Origin of the sequence: Paenibacillus sophorae, assembly GCF_018966525.1 — a bacterium.
Taxonomy (GTDB): domain Bacteria; phylum Bacillota; class Bacilli; order Paenibacillales; family Paenibacillaceae; genus Paenibacillus_AQ; species Paenibacillus_AQ sophorae.
The window spans coordinates 5,236,047-5,259,778 of the sequence record NZ_CP076607.1; the positions used below are offsets into that span (position 1 = coordinate 5,236,047).

Sequence of the window (23,732 nt, forward strand, 5' to 3'; positions counted from 1 at the left end):
ATATAGGCGCTTCCGCGCACCGGCATTGAGTAGAATTTAACAAATAATGGATGCACACTACTTATGTATCGCAGTTGGAAGTCGCAAATAATGCAATTTTACAACTGCTGCCTCATTTTGTATACTCCTTGGCTTTAATAGCTACTCCCCCGCAACAAAAAACCTTCCCCGGCCCATTCGGCCAAAGAAGGCTTAACGCATAGTCGCAAGCCCCGTCTATATTTTCAGCTCCCCAAGCTTGATCAGCCAAGGCAGCCGCTTGCGAACGGCCTTTTACATTCAATTTTTGCATAACGTTGGAGATGTGGTTGCGAAAACCCTTGGATGACTGTGTAATCGCGCATATTATGTAGAGTGAGTGACTACACCTTTCGCTACATTCATTTGCGGATATTTCCCCATCACTTCCGGAATGTCATCTAGTGCGAAATAATGGCTGATTAATGGCTCAATCCGTATTATGTTTTGCCGAATGAAAGAAATCGCTTCCTCATGTGTGTAAGGATTAATAAAGGATCCCTTTATGCTTAGTTCTTTTGAAAAAATGGTAAACGGCGAAACATTGATCAGAGTGTCTGGTGAGGGTACGCCGAACAGAAGGATTTGACCTCCTTTTCGAGCTGCTTTGATTGCAAGCTCCATTGATTCTTTGCGTCCCACGCATTCGATCACGACATCTGCAATATTCATCAAATGTTGTACCGTTTCCGGACTCGTAGGCTCCACGACCTCGTTCGCCCCCAGTTCAAGAAGCCGCTCGTGTTTCTCCACCGCAGGTTCGCTGACAATAATTTTTGCCGCTCCTTGTTTTTTTACAAGCTGGAGGAATAATTGGCCGATGAAACCGCCACCGATAATGAGTACCGTATGAACCGGGCGAACATCGATTTTCTTCAATCCGTGCAAGACGCAACCGACAGGCTCTACCATCGCACCTTCTACATAGCTCATCTCGTTCGGGATACGGTAAGCGTTTACCGCAGGAACAATGCAATATTCCGCCATGCCACCGTCTCGCGTCACGCCGATTGCTTGAAGGTGATCGCACAAGTGAGGCCGACCGCTCCGACAATATTCACATTCGCCGCAATAAATATTCGGATCTATCGATACTCTGTCTCCTAGCTTCAAGTTCGAAACCCCAGACCCCAACTCTATCACTTCGCCTGCCAGTTCATGGCCGAGCACGATCGGCGGGTTGACCGCTGCAGAGCCGGGGTGCCCATGATAAATATGCTGATCCGTACCACAAATGCCGCAACTTTCGACCCGAATTCGCACCTCATGCGGTTCGAGATCCTTCGTTTTCCAATCTAACACTTCCATTTGATGCTTTCCTTTGAATACCACTGCCCTCATGATTACCAACTCCCAGTTATTAAACTGATTTTTGCTCAGGCCTTACCAAATCAACACATGCAAACTATTCAATCTGATTGGTATATTTATTGTTAGCGGTTACACTCCACAGTGCAATATGCTCGATCTTCATTGCATGTCCTCAAATTGTATAGTAACAGCGTCTTTTTCCTTTGCTGCTACTTTGCCGCTCTTGTAACTGAAGCTCTTTCCGTTCAGTTCGATAAAAATAACCGAAACAGCAACAGACGGTACTTTGTCCTTGATTTGTTCGAGGTTAACCTTTAAGATCAAGTCCCCCGCTTTAACTACACTTCCTTCCTTTACATAAACATCAAATCCTTCTCCTTTTAGCTTAACCGTATCCACGCCAAAATGGATTAAAAATTCAATCCCGGAATTGCTTTTAATGGAAAAAGCATGCTTGCTGGGAACCACTGTCGTAACGACTCCATCCACCGGTGAGAAGACTTCTCCATTCTCTGGCTGAATAGCAAATCCGTCCCCCATCATCCGCTGGGAAAATGCTTCGTCCGGCACGTGGCTCAAATCAATAATTTCCCCAGAAATAGGAACAATAAAGCCATCTTCCTGCTGCTGTTCCGGTTTATCTTGAAATATAAGCGCTTTAATTTTATTAAACATGAGAAATACCTCCAAATGATTTATAGTGTATGATTAAAAAATATGGCCGCTTGACCTCGATTTTATTTCCTCATATTTTTTAAGAACCATATTTCTCTCCTCCTCTCAAGCTTCTTTATTCTATACACCGATATTATATTAAAGCGTTTACTTGTGTAAACATTTTCACAACGCAAAAAAACGTGTACTTTAGAAAAGTAACACGTTTCCAAGATAAAAGTATGTTGTTCTCGTTATGTCAATTTTTATCAGAGTCTTCCTTTATTTTCTCCAAATATTCACCAATCAAAAACTCAAATAACATCAGCACATTCGCATAGAAAGAAGAGGCTGACTTATTACGGTCATCCATCGTATTCATATCAACTATTTTTAAATTAATATCCGATAGTTTGGATAAAGAATTTTCTGAGTCTCCTGTAAATGAAATGATTTTAATTCCATTTCTCTTTGCCGAATGCGACATTCTCAGCAAAGAATCCGTTTCTCCGGATTTGGAAACATTGATAAACAATTTTGCCTGAATAGGGTTTACATCATAGCTTTCAATGGGTTCGGAATAGATACATTTAAATCCAAGAACGATTAATTTTCTGGTTATATATTCCGTAATCGGTGCAGAGAATCCACCTCCCCACGTGTAAATAATTTCATTTTTGTTTTCCAGCAACAAGTTTACAAATTCGTCTATTTTTTTGTGATCTATTAATGATAATAATTGTTCCAGATCAACACCGTAGAATTGATTATTTTTTTTGCCGGAAAATTGAGACTTTTTATCCTTCAATGTAAAATTAAGATGATAATACATATCCAGAAAGCCGGTATGGCCCAATTTTTTCGCCAAATTCATTATTGTCGTCGTAGATGTATAAAATTCCTTTGCGATGCCTCTTACCCCTATTTCTTTTACATTCTCTATATTGTCGATGATATATACTAATATTTTTTCTTCCGTTTGATTCAACTGATATTTATCTACCAGCTTATGAATATCTAACCCCATGCTTTCGCCACCCACAATAGATTGTAAAATGGAAATTATTACTTAGTAATATCCACTGGTCTTATTATACATTGAACTCTCCCCCACTTAGCTTACGCATGAAGTGGGGGGCTTCTGTTGGCATCGATACAGGGTTGCACACGCTACGCGCTTCATGACCTAAAGACTCAGGCGCCTGTTGCACCCGAATGAGGGAAGCCAACATCCAATACGTTCGGCAACATCACGCTTCGTGTTTCGTTTTACCCATCCACTCCCGTCAAAAGCAAGCGCACTTGTATTCGCAGGGTTGACCATGGAAACCCGCATCCCTAGAAAATGCGCCATTTCGGTCACTTTCGTTTGGATGCGCCGTTTGGCCCAAAACTGGAGTTTGGCACGAAGCCGCTTGGCTCCCCACGTTCCTTTAGGCAGACGCATCTTGCCTAAATACTCCATGATAATAACATCTGCACTGTGCTTTTGGGTAAAGGCGATGATTTGATGCGCGGTATCGTGGACGATATGCGTCTGTAAGCCGTTCATCTGCCGCCAGAAATTCGGTTTTGCGCCTATACCGGATTGACGCTGGGCTTGTTTCAGTTTGCCTGTGAAGCGTCCATCACGGAACAGACTGCGGAATGTGTTAATCCTAAATCGGGCGGCACACACCCGCTGCTTGGAAAATTCCGCCTGAGTCAACTTCACATCCCCTTCATAGGCGATATGAAGGGCATAGCGTTTTTCTTTCCGAACCAATGTGGGGCTGCATTCTTTCATGCTCCACACGTTACGTTTGAATAGGTTGCTGTCGTATCGGAGGTTCGAACGAACATGTTGCCTTTGTACAAGCAAGGGAACGCCTGATGCTGAGCTTGGAGTGTCGGCGGTTTCTTCGAAAAGCGTTTCCCTTCTTGCTGGGCGTGTTGCCGCTCGGCTTGCCAAAGCTCAAAACGGGAATGATGACTTTTCACAATGCCAAACGCTTCCGCAATAGCACTTCTGCGGAAGTAAGAAGGAAACTTATAAAAGCGTTGATCGAATTCGGCGTAGAACGGATTCGGATTGTGCTTGGTACGGTGAGTCAGCCGTTCTACCGCCGTCACCACCGCTTGGGTGGATAACGATTCCAAGGCCATAAACTGCTCTTGGATGACCGTAATCAAGAACGACAGTGCCTCTTGATACACATGAAGAGTCGCATCTAGCATGCGGTGGTGAGACGTAGTTGTATGTTTGAGTGTTGTAACCACCTTCATGAGATACGCCTCCATCGCAAGTTTGATGGATCTAGTATAACACAAGAACATATGTTTGTTGAAGCGTACGTGTCTAACCCCCACCTTCGCTGTTGGCTTAAAGGTGGGGGACTGCGACACTAAATCTGTTCAAAAAAAAGATTATATCAAAAAGAGCCGGTCATAAGCAGCTTGATCGCTACTTATGACCAGACTCCATTCAATTAAAGAAATTTACGCGGGTTTACAATTATTTCAACTCAGGCCAGAAGTCTTTGTTGACCTCGATCAGATCATCCAAAATCTGTTTCGCGACGAATGCGCTAGGTACTGTTTTGGAAAGGGTAATGGCTTGCCACAGCTTTTGATAGGATTTTTCGATCCAGGCTTCGACCACTAATTTTTCTGCAGAAACTTGCTGCTCCATAAGTCCTTTTTGGAATTGAGGAATCTTACCCATAGCCAGCGGTTCCGGTCCGCTGCTGCCAAGAAGACAAGGGATCTCAACCATAGCCGTAGGATCAAAATTGGCAATTGCCCCGTTATTCTCGACAATCATCAGCATTCTTTCTTTCGTATTAAAGGCAATGGCTCTTGCAAGGTCAACAATATAGGAAGCATGTTCATCAATATGCAATCCGGAGCCTTCTGTAGATTGCTGTTCGATAATTTTTCTGGCTTCGCCAAATACAAACTTTTCTCTTCCATCCATGACTTCATTTGCTCGTGTATATTCTATGTTAGAATGTTGAACAACATCATCCGGGAATAAATAGTATTTCAGATAGGTGTTAGGAAATGTGTCAGGGTCCAAAGCATACACATCTTTGGCTTTAGCGAAGGTATCATTCCAGCTTGCTTCCGTGTGCTGGCTGTCTCCAACCGAAACAACATAGCCATGTTTTGCGACATGCTCTTTAATTTTCGGCTTTAAATCATTTCCGTCTTTATCGCGAATATCCGTCCACCAGCCAAAATGATTCAGTCCATAATAACGGACGGTCATATCTTTTCTAGACTCTAATCCTGAAATTTCAGCCATCCGCGCTTCAATACCTATCGGCATATCGCAAATGTTCAAAATCCTGGAATTCGGTCTCAATCTGCGGGTCGCTTCGGCAACGATCGACGCCGGGTTCGAGTAATTGAGCATCCATGCATCTGGCGAGTATTTTTCCATGTAGTCAAGGATTTCAATGACTCCGCCAATGGATCTCATTCCATAAGCAATTCCACCGGGGCCGCAGGTTTCTTGACCCAGCACACCGTATTTTAAAGGAATTTTCTCATCCAATTCGCGCATTGCGTACTTGCCGACCCGGATATGAGCCATAACAAAATCGATATCTGTGAAGGCTTCTTCCGGATCAACAGTCGCGACAAATTCAATGTCCGGCGCTTGTTCTTTTAAAATAACGTCGCATGCTCCGGCTATGATATCTTGTCTTTCCTTATCGTTGTCATAGAACTTTAGTTTTCCAATAGGGAATTTATCCAGATTATCCAACAACATTAAGACGATACCCGGCGTAAATGTGCTTCCTCCGCCCGCGATTGTTACAGTAAACTTTTTACTCATGATTCGTCCCTCTCTCCACTTTTTTTGTATATTAAATTTAATGATAAATTTAATACCTCTTTGATTGGCAAAAGCTTAACCTGCAAGATATTTATCAACGGCATTTCTAACCCCATTGACTTTAGTCCCATAGACGACTTGAATATTTTCGCCGTTTTTAATAACGCCTGATGCTCCTGTACTTTTTAAACCCGGTTCATCAACGATACCAGCGTCCGTTACCTTGACCCTCAAACGAGAGAAGCAGTTGTCAACGGTTTCAATATTCCCCTTACCTCCAAGAGCTTCCACAATAGCGGCAGCTAAATCGGTATCTTTGCCTGCGGCTATAGCTGTCTCGACGGATTTTTGGCTTGTTGTTTTCTCTTTGTAATCTTTTTTAGTGAACAATTTCACTTCATCATCTTCCCGGCCCGGGGTCTTGAGGTTAAACTTTTTAATTAAAAAGGTGAATACAACGTAATATGTCGCCAACTGAACAAGTCCTATGCCAACAAATAAAGGCCATCTTGTTCTGCCGATTCCTGCAGGCAAATTAAAAGTCAGGAATTCTATGAGTCCGCCTGCCCCAAAAGCTCTAATCCCCGAGAGTACTGCAATAACCTCAAATATGCCGTCCAAAGCCGAGTGAACTACCCATAGAAACGGCGCCACAAACAAGAATGTAAATTCGATGGGTTCAGTTATGCCAACCAAAAATGAAGTTGCTACCGCTGGTATTAAAAGGGCTTTTAACGTATTCTTTTTTTCGGGTTTCGCTGTTTTATAAAAGGCCAGAGCCGCTCCTACCAAACCGAAAACTTTAACCATACCGTATTGCAAGAACTTTGCGGATGGGTCAAACAGCTTGACAGACGGATCTGTTATCTGCGCCAGGAATATATTGTAAGCGCCTAAATACGTTTGTCCGTTTATAGTCAATTCGCCACCCATGTTAGAATAGAGGAATGGTGAATATACGAGATGGTGTAATCCTGTAGGTATGAGAAATCTGTTTAAAAATCCGTATATAAACACGCCTATCGAACCTGAGAAATTAATGAAATTCGCTGTTGCCCGAATACCGTCGGCGGCAAATGGCCAAATATAACTGAACACAACAGCCAATACGGTCAAAATCGGAACTAAAACGATATATACCAGCTTGGTGTTGCCATACAATGAAATCGCTCCCGGCAACTCTTTATTGCAAAGCTTGTTATGGACAAGCGCTACGATGACCCCGAGGATCATTCCAAGGAAAACCCCCATATCAATGACTTGAAAGCCTAATACGATGGTTTGCCCGGTTCCCTGTAATTCAGAGGGATTGGTATATTTGATTAATTTTCCCGTTAACTTAAGCCACTCGTTGTTAGCACCCAGGAATGTCAAGTATGACAATAGAGCTATAAGCGCCGCTTCCGCTTTCTTTTCTTTCGCTATTCCCATCGCGATGCCAACGCAGAAGACAATTCCCAAGTTGGTCAAAATAGGCCAAACCCCGCTGGCCATAAACTTGCCGACATTGATTAAGGAACTGCCTTCACCAACAATTGTCGGATTACTGAAAATTGTAGTAATTGCCAAAATCAAACCGACGATCGGCAAAAACAAAACGGGAACAACGATCGCTCTTGCAAAAATCTGCATACTGTTTACAACTTTATCCTTCATCAAAAGCCCCCCCTCATCATTTTCAATTCCGCATTATGTAAGCGGTTTATTGTTTACGTTTTACACTCTAACAAATTTTTCCCCCCGTTTAAATACAAAAACGGCATTAAAAAACAGGTTCCATCAACTGACAACCTGTTATTAATAGTTTCCATGTTTTGGTTTCATAAGCACTTCCAGGCAGCGTCTGCTTGTCAGCGATTTGGTTCGTCAAGCAAACAAAAAACCTCCCCCGGCCATTCGGCCAAAGAAGGCTTAACGCATAGTCGCAGGCCCCGTCTATATTTTCAGCTCCCCAAGCTTGATCAGCTCGACAACCGCTTGCGAACGGCCTTTTACATTTAATTTTTGCATAACGTTGGAGATGTGGTTGCGAACCGTCTTCTCGCTGATAAATAATAAGCCGGCGATATCGCGCGTCGTTTTATCCTGAACAAGAAGTTCGAATACTTCACGTTCACGATGCGTTAACAAGAATTTGCTGTGATGCTCGTTCCCCTTCATGGTGGTGTCACCCCTCCTTGCCCGGGATTGTTTGGTCTAACAAGGTAAAGGGATACAGTCAAATTTATAGTATGTATTGGGTATCTCAATGGTGCCGTCAGCGGGTCTAAAATGGGCAGAAGCACCTTCAATCCCTGATGTATGCGAAGGATTGAAAGTGCTTCTTGTTTACAACCGTATCAATCCGCATCAATAAGCTCCTCCATAAGATAGGCGACCTTGAAGCGCAGATTGTCGCTGGTATTTCTGATTTTGCGGCCGGTGAGCTGCTCGCATTTTTCCAGCCGGTAGACGACCGTATTGCGGTGCACGAACAATTGCTTGGCTGTCTCGGCAATCTGACAGTTGTTGTCGTGATAAGCGATTAATGTTCGCATCAGCTCCCGCCGCTCTTTTTCATCCAGCCGGTTCAATTCTTTAAAGGTATCATTATAATATTTCTTCAGTTCTTCAAGCGGCAGCATCCGCAGCAGATCGGTCAGTTTCTTCACATGATAAAACTGGACAAAGCGGCGCTTCTTGCTGTTATGGGCCGTCTCCCAAGCTTCAACCGCCTCTTTGTAGGTTACGGGGATATCCGTCAGCCGGTCAATCGGATTACCGACTCCGAACGACACGGAAATCTTCTCCCTATGATAAAGGTTGTCACTGATTTCGGTCAATTGTTCCCGCAGCATCCGTTCCGCATGCACTGGAGCCGTCTTGCCCCCGGAAATAGAAAGAATGAGCACGAACTGGTCCTTGTTGTTGAACAGCACAAACGAATGACCCCGCGAGAGAAACGCTTCCTTCAAAACTTCGTATAGTTCTTCCCGCTTGGACAATTGCTGCTCCTCGGAAGGAGGCAGAGCAAACTCCCTTCTGCCCAGGTCATCGTCCTGTTGGATAACAATGCACAAAGAGGGTAATTTCTCGAACAGTCCGTAACGCTTACCACGGTGAATCAATTCCTGCTCGGAAGTAATAAACCCGTTAACGATATCCATAAAGAGATCATTCTTATAGCGTCTGGAACGTTCTTTCACCGCCTGCTTCTTGAGCAGTTCGAAGCTGATGACGTTGGCGGCCTGTTCCATAATCATAACCGGAAGCTGCTGAAGCTCGACCGATTGCTGCAGCGTCAGCAGGAAGCCCTGCGGCTGGTACGTCATAATCGGATGCGCGGCGACATAGTTTAGCGTTCCGGGGGCGGCATCCGCCAAGCAGCATACAGAGGTGCGGTCTTCATTCGGGAGCTGACTGGCCAACTCGCGGATTTTGGGCAGCAAGTGCTGATAAGCCTGCTTCCGGAAATGCGAAGACGCCGATATCAAATTCAACCTTTGATCCAGCAGGATGGCGGGGCTGTCCAGCAGCCCTGCTAAATCCCGCACAATTTCGGGAATTCCCTCCCCCTTTAGAATCAGGCTGGAAAATTGACGATGGCTTTGCAGCGCATTACGCAGTGTATCGGTATGCTTGTCCAAGATCGCATCAATGGCCTGGTTAATGAGATCGCCAAGCGAAACGTTGAGCGGCAGCTCAATCAGCGGGAAACCGACCTCATTGGCGACGGCGATTGCCTCCTGGGGGATCGCTGACCAGAAACGCTTTTTAATTCCGAGTCCGACGCAGCCGGCCGCCGATAATTCGGGGATGAGCGCCACAAGCTCCTCGGGGTGATCCTTTAGCGCATAAGCCGTTGTGATTAATAGTTCGTCGGGTTTTACAAAATCAATAATATCCGGCGCATCCATCATATTGACGGAACAGACAGTCCGCCCCAGTCCCTGAAACCCGCATATGACCTTTGATTCCAGCAGAAACGGAATTTTCAAGAGCTCTGCTAATATCATGGAAACTCAACCCTCCGTTACTTGTGATAGTTAATTTACCTCATTATCCACAAATGAATAGCCAATACCTATCATAGCATGTCTTAATTATACAACATCAACAAAAGTGATAGCTATTTTTATTTAAGGTATATAATGCCTTGTGGGATACAATCTATTATAATCAGTCAATAAAGAATACAAATGAAGTCACAAAAAATAACATGAAAGGTGAGTACTCAGGAAGAAGCAGGAAGAGCAACACTAAGAAAGCTTTATGCAGGTTGGATTACAGAAATTAAATTATTAGGAGGATGACAAACGTGAACAAGACAGCAGCTAAGGTGCGTCAGCCATTTTACAAAGGCTTGTTTTTCCAAATCATGATGTCCATTGTGCTGGGTATTGTTGTTGGATATATTTGGCCCACATTCGGAATCGCATTGAAACCGCTCGGGGACGGGTTCATTAAACTCATCAAGATGATTATTTCCCCTCTTGTCTTCGTTGTCGTCGTGCTTGGCATTGCGAAGGTGGGCAATATTAAGACGGTCGGTCGGATCGGCGGCAAGGCGCTGCTGTACTTTGAGATTGTAACGACAATCGCCCTGATTATCGGCATGCTTGTTGCAAACGTGATGAATCCGGGATCAGGGATGCATGTGAATCCTGATTCACTGTCCACTGACGCTGTGACTAAAGTGACCAAGAACTCCGAGCTCCCTCACGGAACTGAATTCTTTATGAACATTATTCCAGACAGCGTTGTATCGGCGTTCGCCACGAACACGATGCTGCAAGTGCTGCTTGTATCCTGTCTCTTCGGTTTCGCTCTCGTACGTGTAGGGGGCAAGACCTCAGAGGTCCTTATTAACCTGCTGGAGCACATTAGCCATGTCATTTTTCAAATTATGGGCTTCATTATGAAGCTGACCGCAATTGCTACCTTTGGAGCGATGGCGTTCACCGTAAGCCAGTACGGCATGCAGACGCTGCTTGCTTTCGGCAAGCTCTTCCTCGCCATGACGGTGGCCTGTCTGCTCTTCCTGCTCGTTCTAGAAGTGATTATGCGGGTGTTTGTCGGAATCGGTCTATGGAAAGCCATTATGCTTGTGCGTGAGGAAATTGTATTTTCATTTGCAACCGGCTCGACTGAGGCCGTTATGCCGCAATTAATGAGCAAGCTGGAGAGAGCGGGCTGCGACCGCTCGGTTGTCGGACTCGTCGTTCCGACAGGCTACTCCTTCAACCTCGATGGCGCCTCTATCTACTTGTCGCTGGCGCTCGTCTTCCTGGCGCAAGCAACCGGCGTAGAACTCAGCATATACGAGCAAATCGTACTTCTCGCCGTGCTGCTGCTTACTTCCAAGGGAATGGCCGGCATTCCGGGCTCGGCGTTCGTCGCCTTGTCGGCTACTGCGGCAAGCACAGGCTCTATACCCATCGCTGCCGTTGCGCTTATGCTTGCTCCTGACCGCATTATGGGCAACTTCCGTACGACGGTCAACATTATCGGCTACACCGTCGCTACATTCGTTGTAGCCCGTTGGGAAGGGCTGCTCAACAAGGATAAAGCTCTGCTGGCCATGCAGAACAAACCGCATGATTCTTCCGGCATGCCGGTAACCATCCAGGCCAATGATTAATAATCTTCCATTCTATTGATATGCTAACGCAAAAGGCCGCAGATCAGTTACTGAATCTGCGGCCTTCTATATGCGTGAGATTATCCAGAGTACCTTATTGAAGTTGATATAATCTGTAAATTAGTGCAGCAGCTTCCGCTTTGCTCGTAGTCTGGGCAGGACGGAAGGTGTTATCCTCAAATCCTTCAAACAGCTGTGTACTCTTGGTTAGAGCAACACTTGCCGCTGCCCACTTCGAAATCTTGTTTCCATCAGTAAAAGCTGCATTCACTGTTCCTGGCTGAGTTATTGTCTTCACTCCGTTATAGGTCGTCAATGCACGCGCCAGCATCGTTGCAATTTCCTCACGGGTGATCGTTGCCTTAGGATCGAAGACCTTGCCTGATTTGCCATTAATTATCCCTGCAGCATACGCAGCTGCAATTTCATCATAATAAGAATTACCGATAGCAACGTCTTTAAATGGCAAGGAAAGGTTCTTGCCGTCCAGACCGTATGCTCTGGCAATCCAGGCAGCGAACTGTTGACGTGTTACTTTGTCAGAAGGTTGGAACTCTTTTGTCTGTTCCAGAATACCTTTGGCCAGCAGATAATTGATTTCCTTCACAGCCCAATGGGTCTGCAGCACATCAGAGAAAGCGCCTGTTCCCAACATCACTGTGTACTGGCTAAAGTGGCCTCTGGGCGCACTTACAGTTTGTGTAATCGGGTCATATTTCCCCCCAACCGCTTCCCATGTGAGACTCTTCTCATCCAGCACATACACTGTCAGATTCTCAAGGTTCGCTTCGGAGTATTTGGACGTATCGATGGAGGAGACATCGAAGGTTACATTGACTGGCTTCACGAAACTCTCGACAGCTTTGCCTCCGACAGATGCACTAAATTCCATAACGGGTATGCTGGCCAGCGGTTCAGCCTGACTAGGCTTGTTCACCACCGCGTTCTGCACAACTTCAGCCGCCAAGGTAATCTTCTGGCCTGCTTCCACATTGCCGAAGGTATCTGGCTCAATTGTGAATGCCGTATGATCCATCTGAAGCTTCAGTCCATCAATTCCGTTCTCTTTGACCAAAGCTAATATCTCTGACGGAAGAGAAGTATTCAGCTTATTAATACCTTCACCTATTGACGGTGTCTTAACGGTCAGGGACAGCTTCAATTCATCAGCTAAGCCCGCACCCAGCTTGGTTGTCAGCTCCTGGGAAACAACAGTCAAAGCTTGTTTAGTCGATTGAATCTGATTGCTGATCAATTCTTCGCTCAAACTGGAGGAAACAGAATTGCCCTCCACGGTCACATTTTCCTTGGCAATCGTTACTTCGCCAGCCTTATTAAGAGCCGCTTGACAGGAGGACACCACTCCAACCTTCAATTGCTGGAGCGCTTCTACCGCAACTCCTTGTGCGTTATTCAAAACTGCAGCTGCATTCTGAATAAGTGCCTGTGTGAATTCAATCGCCTTCTCAGGGCTGTCCAAATGATTCAGCAAGTATGGAGCACTCTCCATCAGTTCACTGACAGAGCTAACAATCTTTTGCTTCTCTACAGGGTCCTGAATCATTTCGAGCAATTGAGAAGCGCTATTTAATGCTTGGGTTAGACTCTTGCTGTTTTGTTCAGCCTCTTGAGGCGTTCCAACAGATTTAAGAGACTGAGCAATACTTGTCAGGGCGCTTTGAGCTGCTGAAGCTCGCTCCGATGCCGTACCTGTTGCATCCTTTAGTAATTCTTGCAGCTTGTCTACATTTTCGTTGATCGTAGTTGAAGGCGCAGCAGGAGTGGGAGATGGAGAAGAGATTACCGTTCCAACATTCCCATTTCCCGGATTAACGTCCCCATTGTTGCCGTTGACCGGCTGCCCGGCTTGACCATTATCCATATCTTCCCCTGGAGTGCTCTGTCCCGGATCAACTACAGTTCCTGCTGCTGATTCCAGTACAAACTTCTTATCCAGGCTGTAGGTTTGTCCATCAATGGTTATAGCAGCCTTAATTACATAAGTTCCGTCAGGCAAATACCCGTAAACACTCAGCGGATAATTTAAGGAATTCCCTTTATACAGCTCGTTCCCTGCCTCATCCTGAATTTCGTAGGTCGCGGATTCCGGATATACATATTTATACCAGTCTCCCCAACCTCCGTTTGAAACCAGAATCTGTGGTTTCTTAATTTGTCCGATACTGTTTCCAGCGGCATCAACTAATCCGACCTCCAGCGAATTCTCACCAGCGGAACGAACTAATTTTCCATCCTGTAGCCCTACAATATCCAAACCATGGATTGCCTGCGGGGCAAGCTGTGTGAGCGTGCCGGCTTTCAGCGTCCCAGGCGCGAAATGGATGTTATATTGATACTCAATAGCCCCGGCAGATTGATCCAGTTGAACCGTTACTTCACCTGGAGTCAATTGAACCTGAGCCGCATCATATGCATAGCCTCTCAATTTCGATTTGCTTGGAGTCGTATATTCAACGGTATAAATGCTTCCCGATTCCGGCGCAAGCAGAGTAGCCAGTCCAGAATCCGACTCAACGATTTCCAGTGTGTTCTCTCCTTCCCCAATGACAACATCATCACGATAAATAAATGTGTTGCCTCGGGTATGAGCCAATACGTCGTAAGTGCCTTGTGCAGCGTAAAAATAATTTTCATTTGTAGCATTACTATCGATTACATAAGGAACGTAGTCTGCGCCAGCCAGTCCTGTGCGTACAACGGATAGCTCTTCCATATACTTTGTCAGATTAACTTTACTGACCTGCTGGAGAGGTTGTCTGGCATCCAGCACCAATGAATATTCCTTGCCTGGCTCCGTACGAATGGAACCATACATGTAGTACCCGTACTTGGATTCCACTCCCAGGTAACTGCGATTGTAGCGCATAAAGTCAATTCCGACTACCGAGGGTGATTCTACAACAAGAAATGCCTCATGATCATCTTGGCTGATGAACTGGGATTGCTTGTTATAGGAACCGTCGTCCTTCTTAATTACTGCATCAACATACGCAAAGTCCAGCGGAACGCCACCGGCATAAGTTTCTCCTTCCGGCTTGTCGAGCCCCCGTACCCGAACCACCGATTGTTTCTCCGGGTCTATGACAGCGAGAGACACTGTCTTGGACAAATAATCGGATTTTTTGAACAGCAGCTCTCCAAAATAAGACCTGTACTTATCAGGGACGACCAAACTCCCCTGCTCATCGGTCACTCCTATTTCTTCACCATAACGTTGAACCTTTACCCCTGCCAGCAGTTGTCCCTGAGCGCCTGTCTCATGTTGACGCACAGTAACTGTTATTTTCTCTGCCTGGTCCTTGGTCAGAAATGGCTTGTTTACCAAATCAACCGGTTTGCCATCCTTGCCTCTGATCTCAACATCAAGCTCTTGCTTCGGCAGAACCTGCAGTTCCGTTTCAGCAAGCAGTTCTCCATTAACATATTGACCATTCTGATAATAATTAGGGAACCATTGGATCTTATAGGTTCCGGACTTAACCGGCTTCCACTCCCGCTTGTCCACACGCTGCATCTTCCCGTCCTTCTCTTCCGTAGTCCAGGACAGCCGGTTCTCTTCGATTGTGGTTCCGGCTTCATCGACAATCTTAGCCTTGTAGTTAGTGTTCAAATCAAGAATATTATTGTATTCATCCGTCATGACCACCCGATATTCAACGTTCTCGCCCAGTACAATCCGGTTTCGCGTTTCAGGCACTTCATAGTAGGATGAACCCCGAACCTTCAAGATAATCTGGGCCTTATAAGTACTTCCAGCCTTGAAAGTATAGTCATTCTCTAGAGGACTGAAGTAAGATTCCAGAACAACCTGATTATTATTATAGCTGTTCGCCGTTGCATCAGGAGCGGCACTAGCCGTCAAACGATGAATTTTTTGACCCTTTGGCACGTATAAAGTTCCGTCCGCCGCCGGAAGTGAAGTACTGATCAGGCTGTAGTTGTATTTATCGTTAAGATAGGATATTTGTACCTTTCCGCTGCCTTGTCCCTGATCCGGTACCTGGAGCTTCAGCGCACTAAATTCTGAAGCAACGGCAGCGGAGTGTACAATGGTCGCCGGCTCAGTCGGTGTTACCTTGCTGCGGAATACAATCTTACCGTCCATTCCCGTAACACGGGCGATTGCCGTAAGATCATATTCTCTGTCCTTCTTCACGTATATAGCATTTGAATCCAAGTTCTGGTAAATACTCGAAGTGTTAATTTGTTTATACTGGTTGTTAGGAGCAATGGAGAACGACTCCACATTTGCCGGACTCCCGTTCCATGTATATTGAAAGCTCAGCCGGCTGTAATCCTGGCCATCCTGTACAATCGTAGTATGACTTCCATCTGTAGAAGAATACAATGCTGCCTGGCTTGTCTGAAACAAGTAAGTCTCGTTGTTCTCCGACTTGATGGATGCAACAAAATCTCCCGAAACGGAGCCAGTTTTTAGCGTCAGCACGTCGTAACCGGTAATCCCTACCCTGTCTACAACTCCACTCGGCCAAGATGTGCTGTTATTGCGCTGACGAATCAGCTTGCCCTTCGCATCAAGGTAACGGATGGCCACAGTGTATGTTCCCGCTTGCTGAAGGTCCGTTACATATAGCGGCGCAGCCTCGTATTGATCCGTCCCCTGGTTGACGGCCACGAACAGAACAGACTTATTAAACACAAGTTTGGGATTGCCCTTCAGCTGTACCTGACCGGCTGCATCCGTAGTGAAATTGTTATATCCTGTATTGTAATTGCTTACTGAGATCCCTTTGTTCGCCAACGGCACTCCATCGCTTAAGATCGTAAGTCTGATCTGCTTATCATCGCTGCGAATCTCCCCGGCGGGAGATATTTCGTATGTATCAGAATCCTTTGTTATCCGCTCAACAACAACTTTAATTTCTGATGAAGACGGAACCCGAATGGTCTGAGATGGGGTGACAACCGGTCCTGTCTCACCCTGATATGTTGCCTGTAGAGAATATTCCGTTCCGGCTTCCAACCCTTCAAAAGAAATGTCGGTAAAATAGACGGAATAAACAGAATCCGCTGCTGAAATGTGATCTATTTCGCCTTTCTGCTTCACCTTGCTGGCAACTATAGCTTCATCCTTGAAGAGAGAAAACTCAACATTATTCTGCTCCAGCACTTTAAGATCTGCATAAGTAACATCTATGACACTATTGACTGAAATCCTTTGTTTGCCATCCTGCACCTGTTCTGAAGAAACCACCGTAGCCTTCAGAGAAGCTGCCGATACTTCAAGCACACTTAATATAGATAATATAAAGACCAGAATCAACGAAACAGAGCTTCTCAAACGTTTTGAATACATATTCCATCTCCTTAAATATTTCTGAAATCTATCCCCTTACCCCTCTCATAATACCTAATTCATCAATAGGACTCCTTTCCTAGTAAAACCATCAAAATAACTAAATATATATCGAATCCTACCTAAACTGCTCGAGTTTTGTCAATATATCCCTTAACAATAGACAGGAAAATCCTGTTTTTTATCACCAAAATAGATATTTTGTCACATCCGTCAGATCATTTTCAAACCCTAGTGTCTCTGTTTCTCCTCATCATCTCCCAAAAGAAAAGAACCCTACTGTAACTTGATAGGGTTCATACTTACGCTTATACACCTTTCACAAGAAAAATTCTTCCTTTTCTACGATTTCCTACTACCCGAATACCCCGGATGCATATCCTTAATTCTACGTTCAGCGTACAGTTACCCAAACATTCTCATATTCTCGTTCATATACATAGACCATACCAAAAAAAGGGGATGAAACCAACTTGAAAAAAGCCTTCATTACCGGTGTGACGGGTCAGGACGGGTCATATCTGGCCGAACTACTACTGGGCAAAGGTTACGAAGTTCACGGAATGGTCCGCAGAAGCAGCTCAATAAACACGGAAAGAATTGATCATCTCCTGGAGAATCAATCGGGGGACCGGCCGGATTTCGTTTTGCATTATGGTGATCTTACGGACCCCGGAGGATTAAGCAGGTTAATCAGCAAAATTGAGCCTTCCGAAGTCTACAATCTGGGCGCTCAGAGCCACGTCAGAGTGTCCTTCGATATTCCGGAATTCACGGGAGATGTAGACGCTCTCGGTTCGATGCGTCTACTGGAGAGCATTCGCGATGTAAACCCTGGCATCCGGTTTTATCAGGCCTCTTCCAGCGAATTGTACGGCCTCGTCCAAGAAGTTCCGCAAAGCGAGAAGACCCCGTTTTATCCCCGCAGCCCTTATGCCGTCGCCAAGCTCTACGCTTACTGGATAACCGTTAACTACCGCGAAGCCTACAATCTGTATGCTTGTAACGGCATCCTGTTCAACCACGAATCGCCGCGCCGAGGCAAGACTTTCGTCACCCGCAAAATTACAACCGGCCTCGCCAACATCTTAAAAGGCAAACAGGATCGTCTTGTGCTCGGCAATCTGGACGCCAAACGGGATTGGGGCTTTGCCGGCGATTATGTAGAGGCGATGTGGCTGCTGCTGCAGCAGGATCACCCGGAAGACTATGTTATAGCTACAGGCGAAACCCATACGGTAAGGGAATTCTGCGAGCTTGCCTTCCAGCATGCCGGGATTACGCTTACCTGGGCAGGAGAAGGCCTGGACGAAAAAGGAATTGATGCCAACACGGGACGCGTGCTGATCACGGTAGGCGAACAGTATTTTCGGCCAAGCGAGGTCGATCTGCTTCTTGGCGACCCGACCAAAGCAAAAACGAAGCTGGGTTGGGAGCCAAAAGTATCTTTCAAGGAGCTTGTCGAGATGATGGCCAAGAGCGATCAGGGTTCCTGATCGCTTCCATCCCTGCATTGATGCAGGTTCACTTCGTATATTGGAAACTTAATACATCAGGTGAGAAGGGAGTCGCTTTATCTTGGAGAAGAACAGTCGGATTTATGTAGCCGGACATAAAGGTCTTGTCGGCTCCGCGCTTGTCAGAAATCTGCGGGGTAAAGGATATGAGAATATCATCGGTAAAACGCTGCAGGAGCTGGATCTGACAAACCAGGCGGCAGTGGAACGTTTCTTTGAAGAGTCGGATATCGACTATGTGTTTTTGGCAGCCGCCAAAGTCGGCGGAATCGTGGCAAACAACACTTATCCCGCGGATTATATTATGGAAAATGAATTGATCCAATGTAATGTCATACGCAGCGCATTTAAGAATAATGTCAAAAAGCTTATTTTTCTGGGCAGCTCCTGCATCTATCCCAAACTCTGCCCCCAACCCATTAAGGAGGAATATCTCCTTACAGGGCCGCTCGAAACGACGAATGAAGCCTACGCGCTGGCCAAAATTTCGGGGCTTAAAATGTGCGAATATTATAATCGCCAATACGGAACCAATTATATCAGTGTGATGCCCACCAACCTGTACGGACCAAATGACAACTTCGACCTCAACAACTCCCACGTCATTCCTGCCATGATTGCCAAAATTGATGCAGCCAAATCATTAAATCAGCCCAGCGTGACATTGTGGGGTACAGGCAAGCCGCGCCGGGAGTTTCTGTATATCGACGACATGGCGGACGCCTGCGTGTTCCTGATGGAGCATTACGACGGATCAGAGTTCCTGAATGTCGGTACAGGAGAGGATCTGTCCATCCGTGAACTGGCGGAAATGGTGAAAGCTGTCGTCGGTTACGATGGCGAGCTGCTGTTTGATGCCGGCAAGCCGGATGGAACACCGCGCAAGCTGCTGGATGTGTCCAAATTGGAGAAGCTGGGCTGGAAGGCAAAGACCAGTTTGAAAGAAGGCCTCGACAAAGCCTACCGCTACTATCTGGACCACGTCAAATGACTTGCTAAAGCGGCGGCCTTACTCTCTCAGATCTCGACTATCGGGAAGGTGAATACATGGATAAATATGCGGTTATCATGGCCGGCGGCGCCGGACTGCGGCTGTGGCCCCTCTCCAGGGAACACAAGCCCAAGCAGTTTATCAGCGTCGAAGGAACGAGCAGCATGCTTGAGCAGACCTTTGAGCGCATTACCGAGCTGATACCGCCGGACAAATGCTATGTCATTACTAATAAAAATTATGCGGAGATAACCCGGGAAGTGCTTAAGGGAATTATTCCCCTGCAAAATATTATACTCGAGCCTCTCCGTAAAAATACCGGGGCCTGCATATCCTATGCGGCCTTATTGCTGGAACGCCGGTTCCAAGGCAGCCTGGTCTGTTTCATTCCGGCTGACAGCTATGTCAACAATAAGCATGAGTACCTTAAAGCGATCCACCAAGCGTATAGGGAGAGCATCAACAGCTCAGCTCTGACCGTTATCGGTGTAAATCCGACATACCCTGCAACCGGCTACGGTTATATCAAAATTGATCCGAGCGAGCATACCGATCCCAGACCCCAGGTATCCAATGTTCAACAGTTTAAGGAAAAACCCGACACCGATACCGCTCGCACTTACGTAGAATCCGGACAGTATCTGTGGAACAGCGGCATGGTTGCAGGCAATCTGCAGTCCTTCAAGAACGGAATTCAGCAGCATATGCCGGAACACTTTAATATCCTGTCAGCAGCGCTGGACCAAATAGACTCCCCTGACTTTGATTCAGTGATAGAGGAAGCTTTTGATCAACTGCCCGATATATCTTTCGATAACGGAGTGCTGGAGAACAGCAGCAGCCTTACAGCCATTAAGGGCTACTTCGACTGGGATGATATCGGCAGCCTGGACGCGCTGGGAAAATTGATGGGCTACGACGACAGCGGAAATTCCGTTAGCGGCAGTTACGTCGGAATGGATACTCAAGATTCGATCATATTCACCAGCGATATACTGGTCACTTCCATCGGTCTCTCGAATATGATGATTATTAAGACGCAAGACGTATTACTGGTCTGTCCCAAAGAGAGGGCTCAGGATGTCAAAGCGTTCGTCCAATTGTTGAAACGTACCGGATACGGGGAACGGACATAGAGGACCGCTTTATCCCATTGACGCAAAGGAAATACGGAGGTGATAAGGAACATGAACCGGTTACGTTTTATGCTGATTAGAGGTTACAGCCATAGTATTTGGATGGATATACGCCAGCTGCTGGAGCAGCTTCTTATCGCGGATTTGAGCGGCAGAATTCCGGTAGTGCATTGGGGCAGCAACAGCTTTTATAACGGAAAGATTTATACTAACGCTTTTGATATGTATTTTGAGCCGGTGTCTAACTACGCAATCGAAGACTTAATGAAACCGGGCTACAGCTTTTTCCCATCCGTATGGCAATATGACAACCTGCTGATGTCTGACCCCGGGCAGGTCTCGCTGACCGAGCGGAGCATCGGGGAAATGCTGGAGAGCGATGCTGATGTCGTGGTATGCGACACGTATGCGAATAAAATGTCCGCCCTCTCTCTTGTTGGGGAGGATCACCCTTTGTACGGGATGGATACGATGCATGCGTACCGCTTTTTGATGCGCAAATATTTGAAACTCAAACCGGATCTGACAAACAAGATCATGAAGTTTTTTTATTCTAACTCCCTGCATGAAGGACCCATTCTTGCTGTTCATGTCCGCGAAAACTTCTCCATTAACGCATTTGAGAAGAACAGTATAAACGAACGCTATCACGGTAAAGTGTATAAGATGAAAAGACAGCCGGAGCAGAACACCAACGATACCCTTAAGCTTCACCAGATTTACCGGATTCATAAAGTGAATAAACTTGAAACGTCAAACAAGGTCTATCATAAGGAAATCCAGTATATGGTTGGCAAATTCAACATTAAAAAGATTTTCCTGCTCACGGACTGCACGGAAATTCTGGATGAATACCGGGAACGGTACGGATCGATGCTTGTGTATACGGATGCGCTGCGGCATTCCTCTAATGACGTCGAAGATCCTTATCTCGAAACGCATATGCACCGCCGTCAAAACGGAATAGACGCCATATTGGACGCCTATATTGCCGCGAAATGCAGCTTCTTTATCGGCAATGGCTATTCGAATATGTCTAAAGCCGTTACGTATCTTAATGACTGGGCCGATACCAATATCAAATTGATGTACTGGGTGCCGGAAAATTCGAGTTTAGCCAATTATGCGGTGACCAATACCATCGTTTATCCCGACAATAAATTGGTAGGAAAATTCAAGCAGATCGCTTATAGCACGCACCGTACATGGAAAAGGCTGAAGGATCGTTAATTCATTCTAAACCACTGGATTGGAGGTGCTCCGAACGGATGCACCAGCAAAAGTTCTTGCTTATTAAGACGTGGGGGTGGGGCTTTTGGTCGGATATGGATCACCTGACCGGACAACTGCTTGTAGCCGAGCTGACCAAACGGATACCGGTGGTGTATTGGGGGCCGCACAGCTTATACAGTGAATATATCGATACGAACGCCTTTGAATTGTATTATGAACCTGTCTCCTCATACACCATCGATGACGTGCTTAAGCCTGAACACACCTTTTTCCCGCCGATCTGGAATGCAAGCAACGCACTAGTAGAGGATCTGGATAAGACGGCGCGGCTTCACCGCGGCATTGGCGAACTGATGGCCAGCAAAGCGGATGTAGCCGTCAGCGACGTCCATTTCTTCGCCAAACCGCTGCTCAGGTATATTCCGAAGAGTCATTGGGCGTACGGGATGACCGGAGTACAAATCTACCGCCATCTGATCCGGAAGTACTTGCGTTTAAAGCCCGATATTGAAGCGGAAATCAACGAATTTTACAATGCGCATCTGAAGGACCATCACCCCCTCCTTGGCGTTCATATCCGGGCCAGCGACAAAGTGCGCGAGGTGGAGAACCTTCAGCAGCTTAACAAGAAGTACGATGGAGAAATCCGAAAAGTATTGAAGGAAGGAAAAATCGGCAAGTTATTCCTGATTACGGATTGCGATGATGCGATCGATGACTTCAACAAGCGCTACGGTTCGATAGTCGTATATACCGACTGCGTGAGAGCTCCCCGCAACTCCGTTACCGAGGCTCCCCATCTGCAGAACTTTGTCGTAAAAAAAAGAAAAGGCATCGAGATCATCAAGGATACGTATCTTGCCGCCAAATGCGATTATTTTATCGGCAACGGCTATTCCAATGTTTCATTTTTCGTCAACCGCCTGAAGGACTGGCCGGACAGCCACATTAAGCTTTTTTACAGAACGTTGAAACAGGATAGAAAAAATACCCGCAAACGGGCAAGAGCCGAATTGGCCACCAAATATTATCGGGCCAAACTGCGCAGGGCTCAATATCCAAGTCTGTACGGAGGTGATAACCAGCATGAGCATAAACCGATTTCTCCTGATTAAACCTTGGGGGTATAGCATTTGGGCGGATGTGGATCATATGGTTGGCCAGCTGCTCATTGCAGAGATCACGGACCGGACTCCGATTGTGTACTGGGGCATGGACAGTCTGTATTCCGAGTCAGTGACGAAAAATTCGTTCGAGTTGTTCTTCGAGCCAATCAATGAACATATGCCTCATGAAGCCGTCCGGTCCGATTTTACGTATTATCCGCCCATCTGGACCAGTCATACGGTTCTGATGGAGGACCCGGACAAATTGAAATGGGAACACCGGGAATTACAGGATATGATCGCTACTGACGCCAACGTGCTGGTCAGCGATGTGTATTACCATGTGGGCGCTATCGCACCCTGGATTCCCGAGCGGCACCCTTTATTCGGCAAAACACCGCATCAGATATACCGTTATCTGTTCGACAAATACATTAAAATCCAACCCAGCATCCTTGACGAAGCCAAGCAGTTTGTTTATGAGAATCCGCAGTTCCGTGATGAAAAACCGATTCTGGGCGTTCATATCCGGGCCAACGGCCTCGTCAGTGAAATTGGGCAGATTTATAATATCAATGATTATTACCATCCCAATATATGGAGCTTTATGAGCAATTTCGAATGCCGTCATCTGTTTCTCATTACCGACCATTACAAGTTCGTCCGCCAATTCCAAAAGATTTACGATAAATACGAAACATTAATTATCAGCGACAGCAGGAAAGCGTTCCTCAGAGGCAGAATCCACCCGAACCGGTCCAATTATCCCAACCAGCGTCATAAAGGAATTGAACTCATAAAAGACACCTCGGACATTATTAAAGACACGTATCTTGCGGTTCAGTGCGACTATTTTATTGGCAACGGCTATTCCAGCTTGTCGAATACAGTTCTGCGAATGAAAGATTGGCCGGAGAAAAATATCAAGCTGCTGTATTAGGCGCGACGTGAATTAAAAAAATATCTTACAGCGACCGTTGTCCGG

General features: G+C 46.1%; 17 protein-coding genes and 1 pseudogene. 7 read left to right on the top strand and 11 right to left on the bottom strand.

Features of this window, described 5'->3' with window-relative positions; translation table 11 throughout:
* Positions 1-216: 216 nt before the first annotated feature.
* The 10 genes and pseudogenes from KP014_RS25360 to KP014_RS25405 form a co-directional block, all read right to left on the bottom strand.
* Positions 217-328 (bottom strand): annotated as a pseudogene (locus KP014_RS25360) (LuxR C-terminal-related transcriptional regulator); the annotation flags it as partial.
* Between the two features lie 17 nt (positions 329-345).
* The gene (locus tag KP014_RS25365; protein WP_090834295.1) at positions 346-1,359 is read right to left on the bottom strand and encodes a zinc-dependent alcohol dehydrogenase family protein; all 1,014 of its coding nucleotides are present in this window, start codon (positions 1,357-1,359) and stop codon (positions 346-348) included.
* 129 nt (positions 1,360-1,488) lie between these two features.
* Complete coding sequence (locus KP014_RS25370) at positions 1,489-2,004, bottom strand: PTS sugar transporter subunit IIA (protein WP_036598535.1); 516 nt, start codon at positions 2,002-2,004, stop codon at positions 1,489-1,491.
* 238 nt (positions 2,005-2,242) lie between these two features.
* Positions 2,243-3,010 carry a MurR/RpiR family transcriptional regulator gene (locus KP014_RS25375; protein WP_036598537.1) on the bottom strand — a complete coding sequence of 256 codons (768 nt, stop codon included), beginning with the start codon at positions 3,008-3,010 and terminating at the stop codon, positions 2,243-2,245.
* A gap of 159 nt (positions 3,011-3,169) precedes the next feature.
* Positions 3,170-3,769 carry an IS200/IS605 family accessory protein TnpB-related protein gene (locus KP014_RS25380; RefSeq protein WP_090834294.1) on the bottom strand — a complete coding sequence of 200 codons (600 nt, stop codon included), beginning with the start codon at positions 3,767-3,769 and terminating at the stop codon, positions 3,170-3,172.
* A complete protein-coding gene (locus tag KP014_RS25385) occupies positions 3,766-4,248 on the bottom strand; it encodes a hypothetical protein (RefSeq protein WP_090834293.1) in 483 nt (160 codons plus the stop codon). The genes KP014_RS25380 and KP014_RS25385 overlap by 4 nt, the downstream gene beginning before the upstream one ends.
* Before the next feature lie 229 nt (positions 4,249-4,477).
* Positions 4,478-5,806, bottom strand: coding sequence for a 6-phospho-alpha-glucosidase (locus KP014_RS25390; protein ID WP_036590415.1), 1,329 nt, complete (start codon positions 5,804-5,806; stop codon positions 4,478-4,480).
* Positions 5,807-5,881: 75 nt separating this feature from the next.
* Positions 5,882-7,462, bottom strand: coding sequence for a PTS transporter subunit EIIC (locus KP014_RS25395; protein WP_036590418.1), 1,581 nt, complete (start codon positions 7,460-7,462; stop codon positions 5,882-5,884).
* Between the two features lie 279 nt (positions 7,463-7,741).
* On the bottom strand, positions 7,742-7,966 hold the full coding sequence (locus KP014_RS25400) for a helix-turn-helix domain-containing protein (RefSeq protein ID WP_019908812.1): 225 nt from the start codon (positions 7,964-7,966) through the stop codon (positions 7,742-7,744).
* Between the two features lie 179 nt (positions 7,967-8,145).
* Entirely contained in the window at positions 8,146-9,801 is a 1,656-nt protein-coding gene (locus KP014_RS25405; RefSeq protein ID WP_036590424.1) for a PucR family transcriptional regulator, read from the bottom strand.
* 302 nt (positions 9,802-10,103) lie between these two features.
* On the opposite strand from KP014_RS25405, the gene KP014_RS25410 reads away from it, so the two are divergent.
* On the top strand, positions 10,104-11,426 hold the full coding sequence (locus tag KP014_RS25410) for a cation:dicarboxylate symporter family transporter (RefSeq protein WP_036590426.1): 1,323 nt from the start codon (positions 10,104-10,106) through the stop codon (positions 11,424-11,426).
* Positions 11,427-11,520: 94 nt separating this feature from the next.
* On the opposite strand, the gene KP014_RS25415 is transcribed toward KP014_RS25410, so the two are convergent.
* Positions 11,521-16,764 carry an S-layer homology domain-containing protein gene (locus KP014_RS25415; RefSeq protein WP_036590427.1) on the bottom strand — a complete coding sequence of 1,748 codons (5,244 nt, stop codon included), beginning with the start codon at positions 16,762-16,764 and terminating at the stop codon, positions 11,521-11,523.
* Between the two features lie 473 nt (positions 16,765-17,237).
* On the opposite strand from KP014_RS25415, the gene gmd reads away from it, so the two are divergent.
* The 6 genes from gmd to KP014_RS25445 all read left to right on the top strand — a co-directional run bounded on the left by gmd (position 17,238) and on the right by KP014_RS25445 (position 23,687).
* Entirely contained in the window at positions 17,238-18,260 is a 1,023-nt protein-coding gene (gmd, locus tag KP014_RS25420) for a GDP-mannose 4,6-dehydratase (protein ID WP_036590428.1), read from the top strand.
* An 82-nt stretch (positions 18,261-18,342) separates the two neighbouring features.
* Positions 18,343-19,272 (top strand): GDP-L-fucose synthase family protein, encoded by a 930-nt coding sequence (locus KP014_RS25425; protein ID WP_036590429.1) that lies wholly within the window; start codon positions 18,343-18,345, stop codon positions 19,270-19,272.
* 56 nt (positions 19,273-19,328) lie between these two features.
* Complete coding sequence (locus KP014_RS25430) at positions 19,329-20,408, top strand: mannose-1-phosphate guanylyltransferase (protein ID WP_036590431.1); 1,080 nt, start codon at positions 19,329-19,331, stop codon at positions 20,406-20,408.
* Positions 20,409-20,459: 51 nt separating this feature from the next.
* The gene (locus tag KP014_RS25435; RefSeq protein ID WP_051499535.1) at positions 20,460-21,638 is read left to right on the top strand and encodes an O-fucosyltransferase family protein; all 1,179 of its coding nucleotides are present in this window, start codon (positions 20,460-20,462) and stop codon (positions 21,636-21,638) included.
* Positions 21,639-21,694: 56 nt separating this feature from the next.
* Entirely contained in the window at positions 21,695-22,756 is a 1,062-nt protein-coding gene (locus KP014_RS25440; RefSeq protein WP_216700419.1) for an O-fucosyltransferase family protein, read from the top strand.
* On the top strand, positions 22,728-23,687 hold the full coding sequence (locus KP014_RS25445; RefSeq protein ID WP_036590435.1) for an O-fucosyltransferase family protein: 960 nt from the start codon (positions 22,728-22,730) through the stop codon (positions 23,685-23,687). The genes KP014_RS25440 and KP014_RS25445 overlap by 29 nt, the downstream gene beginning before the upstream one ends.
* Positions 23,688-23,732 lie beyond the last annotated feature (45 nt).

Excerpts from the sequence above, each read along its gene's own strand:
- KP014_RS25365 (WP_090834295.1), bottom strand. The coding sequence starts at position 1,359 with ATGAGGGCAGTGGTATTCAAAGGAAAGCATCAAATGGAAGTGTTAGAT.
- KP014_RS25370 (WP_036598535.1), bottom strand. The coding sequence starts at position 2,004 with ATGTTTAATAAAATTAAAGCGCTTATATTTCAAGATAAACCGGAACAG.
- KP014_RS25375 (WP_036598537.1), bottom strand. The coding sequence starts at position 3,010 with ATGGGGTTAGATATTCATAAGCTGGTAGATAAATATCAGTTGAATCAA.
- KP014_RS25380 (WP_090834294.1), bottom strand. The coding sequence starts at position 3,769 with ATGAAAGAATGCAGCCCCACATTGGTTCGGAAAGAAAAACGCTATGCC.
- KP014_RS25385 (WP_090834293.1), bottom strand. The coding sequence starts at position 4,248 with ATGAAGGTGGTTACAACACTCAAACATACAACTACGTCTCACCACCGC.
- KP014_RS25390 (WP_036590415.1), bottom strand. The coding sequence starts at position 5,806 with ATGAGTAAAAAGTTTACTGTAACAATCGCGGGCGGAGGAAGCACATTT.
- KP014_RS25395 (WP_036590418.1), bottom strand. The coding sequence starts at position 7,462 with ATGAAGGATAAAGTTGTAAACAGTATGCAGATTTTTGCAAGAGCGATC.
- KP014_RS25400 (WP_019908812.1), bottom strand. The coding sequence starts at position 7,966 with ATGAAGGGGAACGAGCATCACAGCAAATTCTTGTTAACGCATCGTGAA.
- KP014_RS25405 (WP_036590424.1), bottom strand. The coding sequence starts at position 9,801 with ATGATATTAGCAGAGCTCTTGAAAATTCCGTTTCTGCTGGAATCAAAG.
- KP014_RS25415 (WP_036590427.1), bottom strand. The coding sequence starts at position 16,764 with ATGTATTCAAAACGTTTGAGAAGCTCTGTTTCGTTGATTCTGGTCTTT.
- KP014_RS25430 (WP_036590431.1), top strand. The coding sequence starts at position 19,329 with ATGGATAAATATGCGGTTATCATGGCCGGCGGCGCCGGACTGCGGCTG.
- KP014_RS25435 (WP_051499535.1), top strand. The coding sequence starts at position 20,460 with ATGAACCGGTTACGTTTTATGCTGATTAGAGGTTACAGCCATAGTATT.
- KP014_RS25445 (WP_036590435.1), top strand. The coding sequence starts at position 22,728 with ATGAGCATAAACCGATTTCTCCTGATTAAACCTTGGGGGTATAGCATT.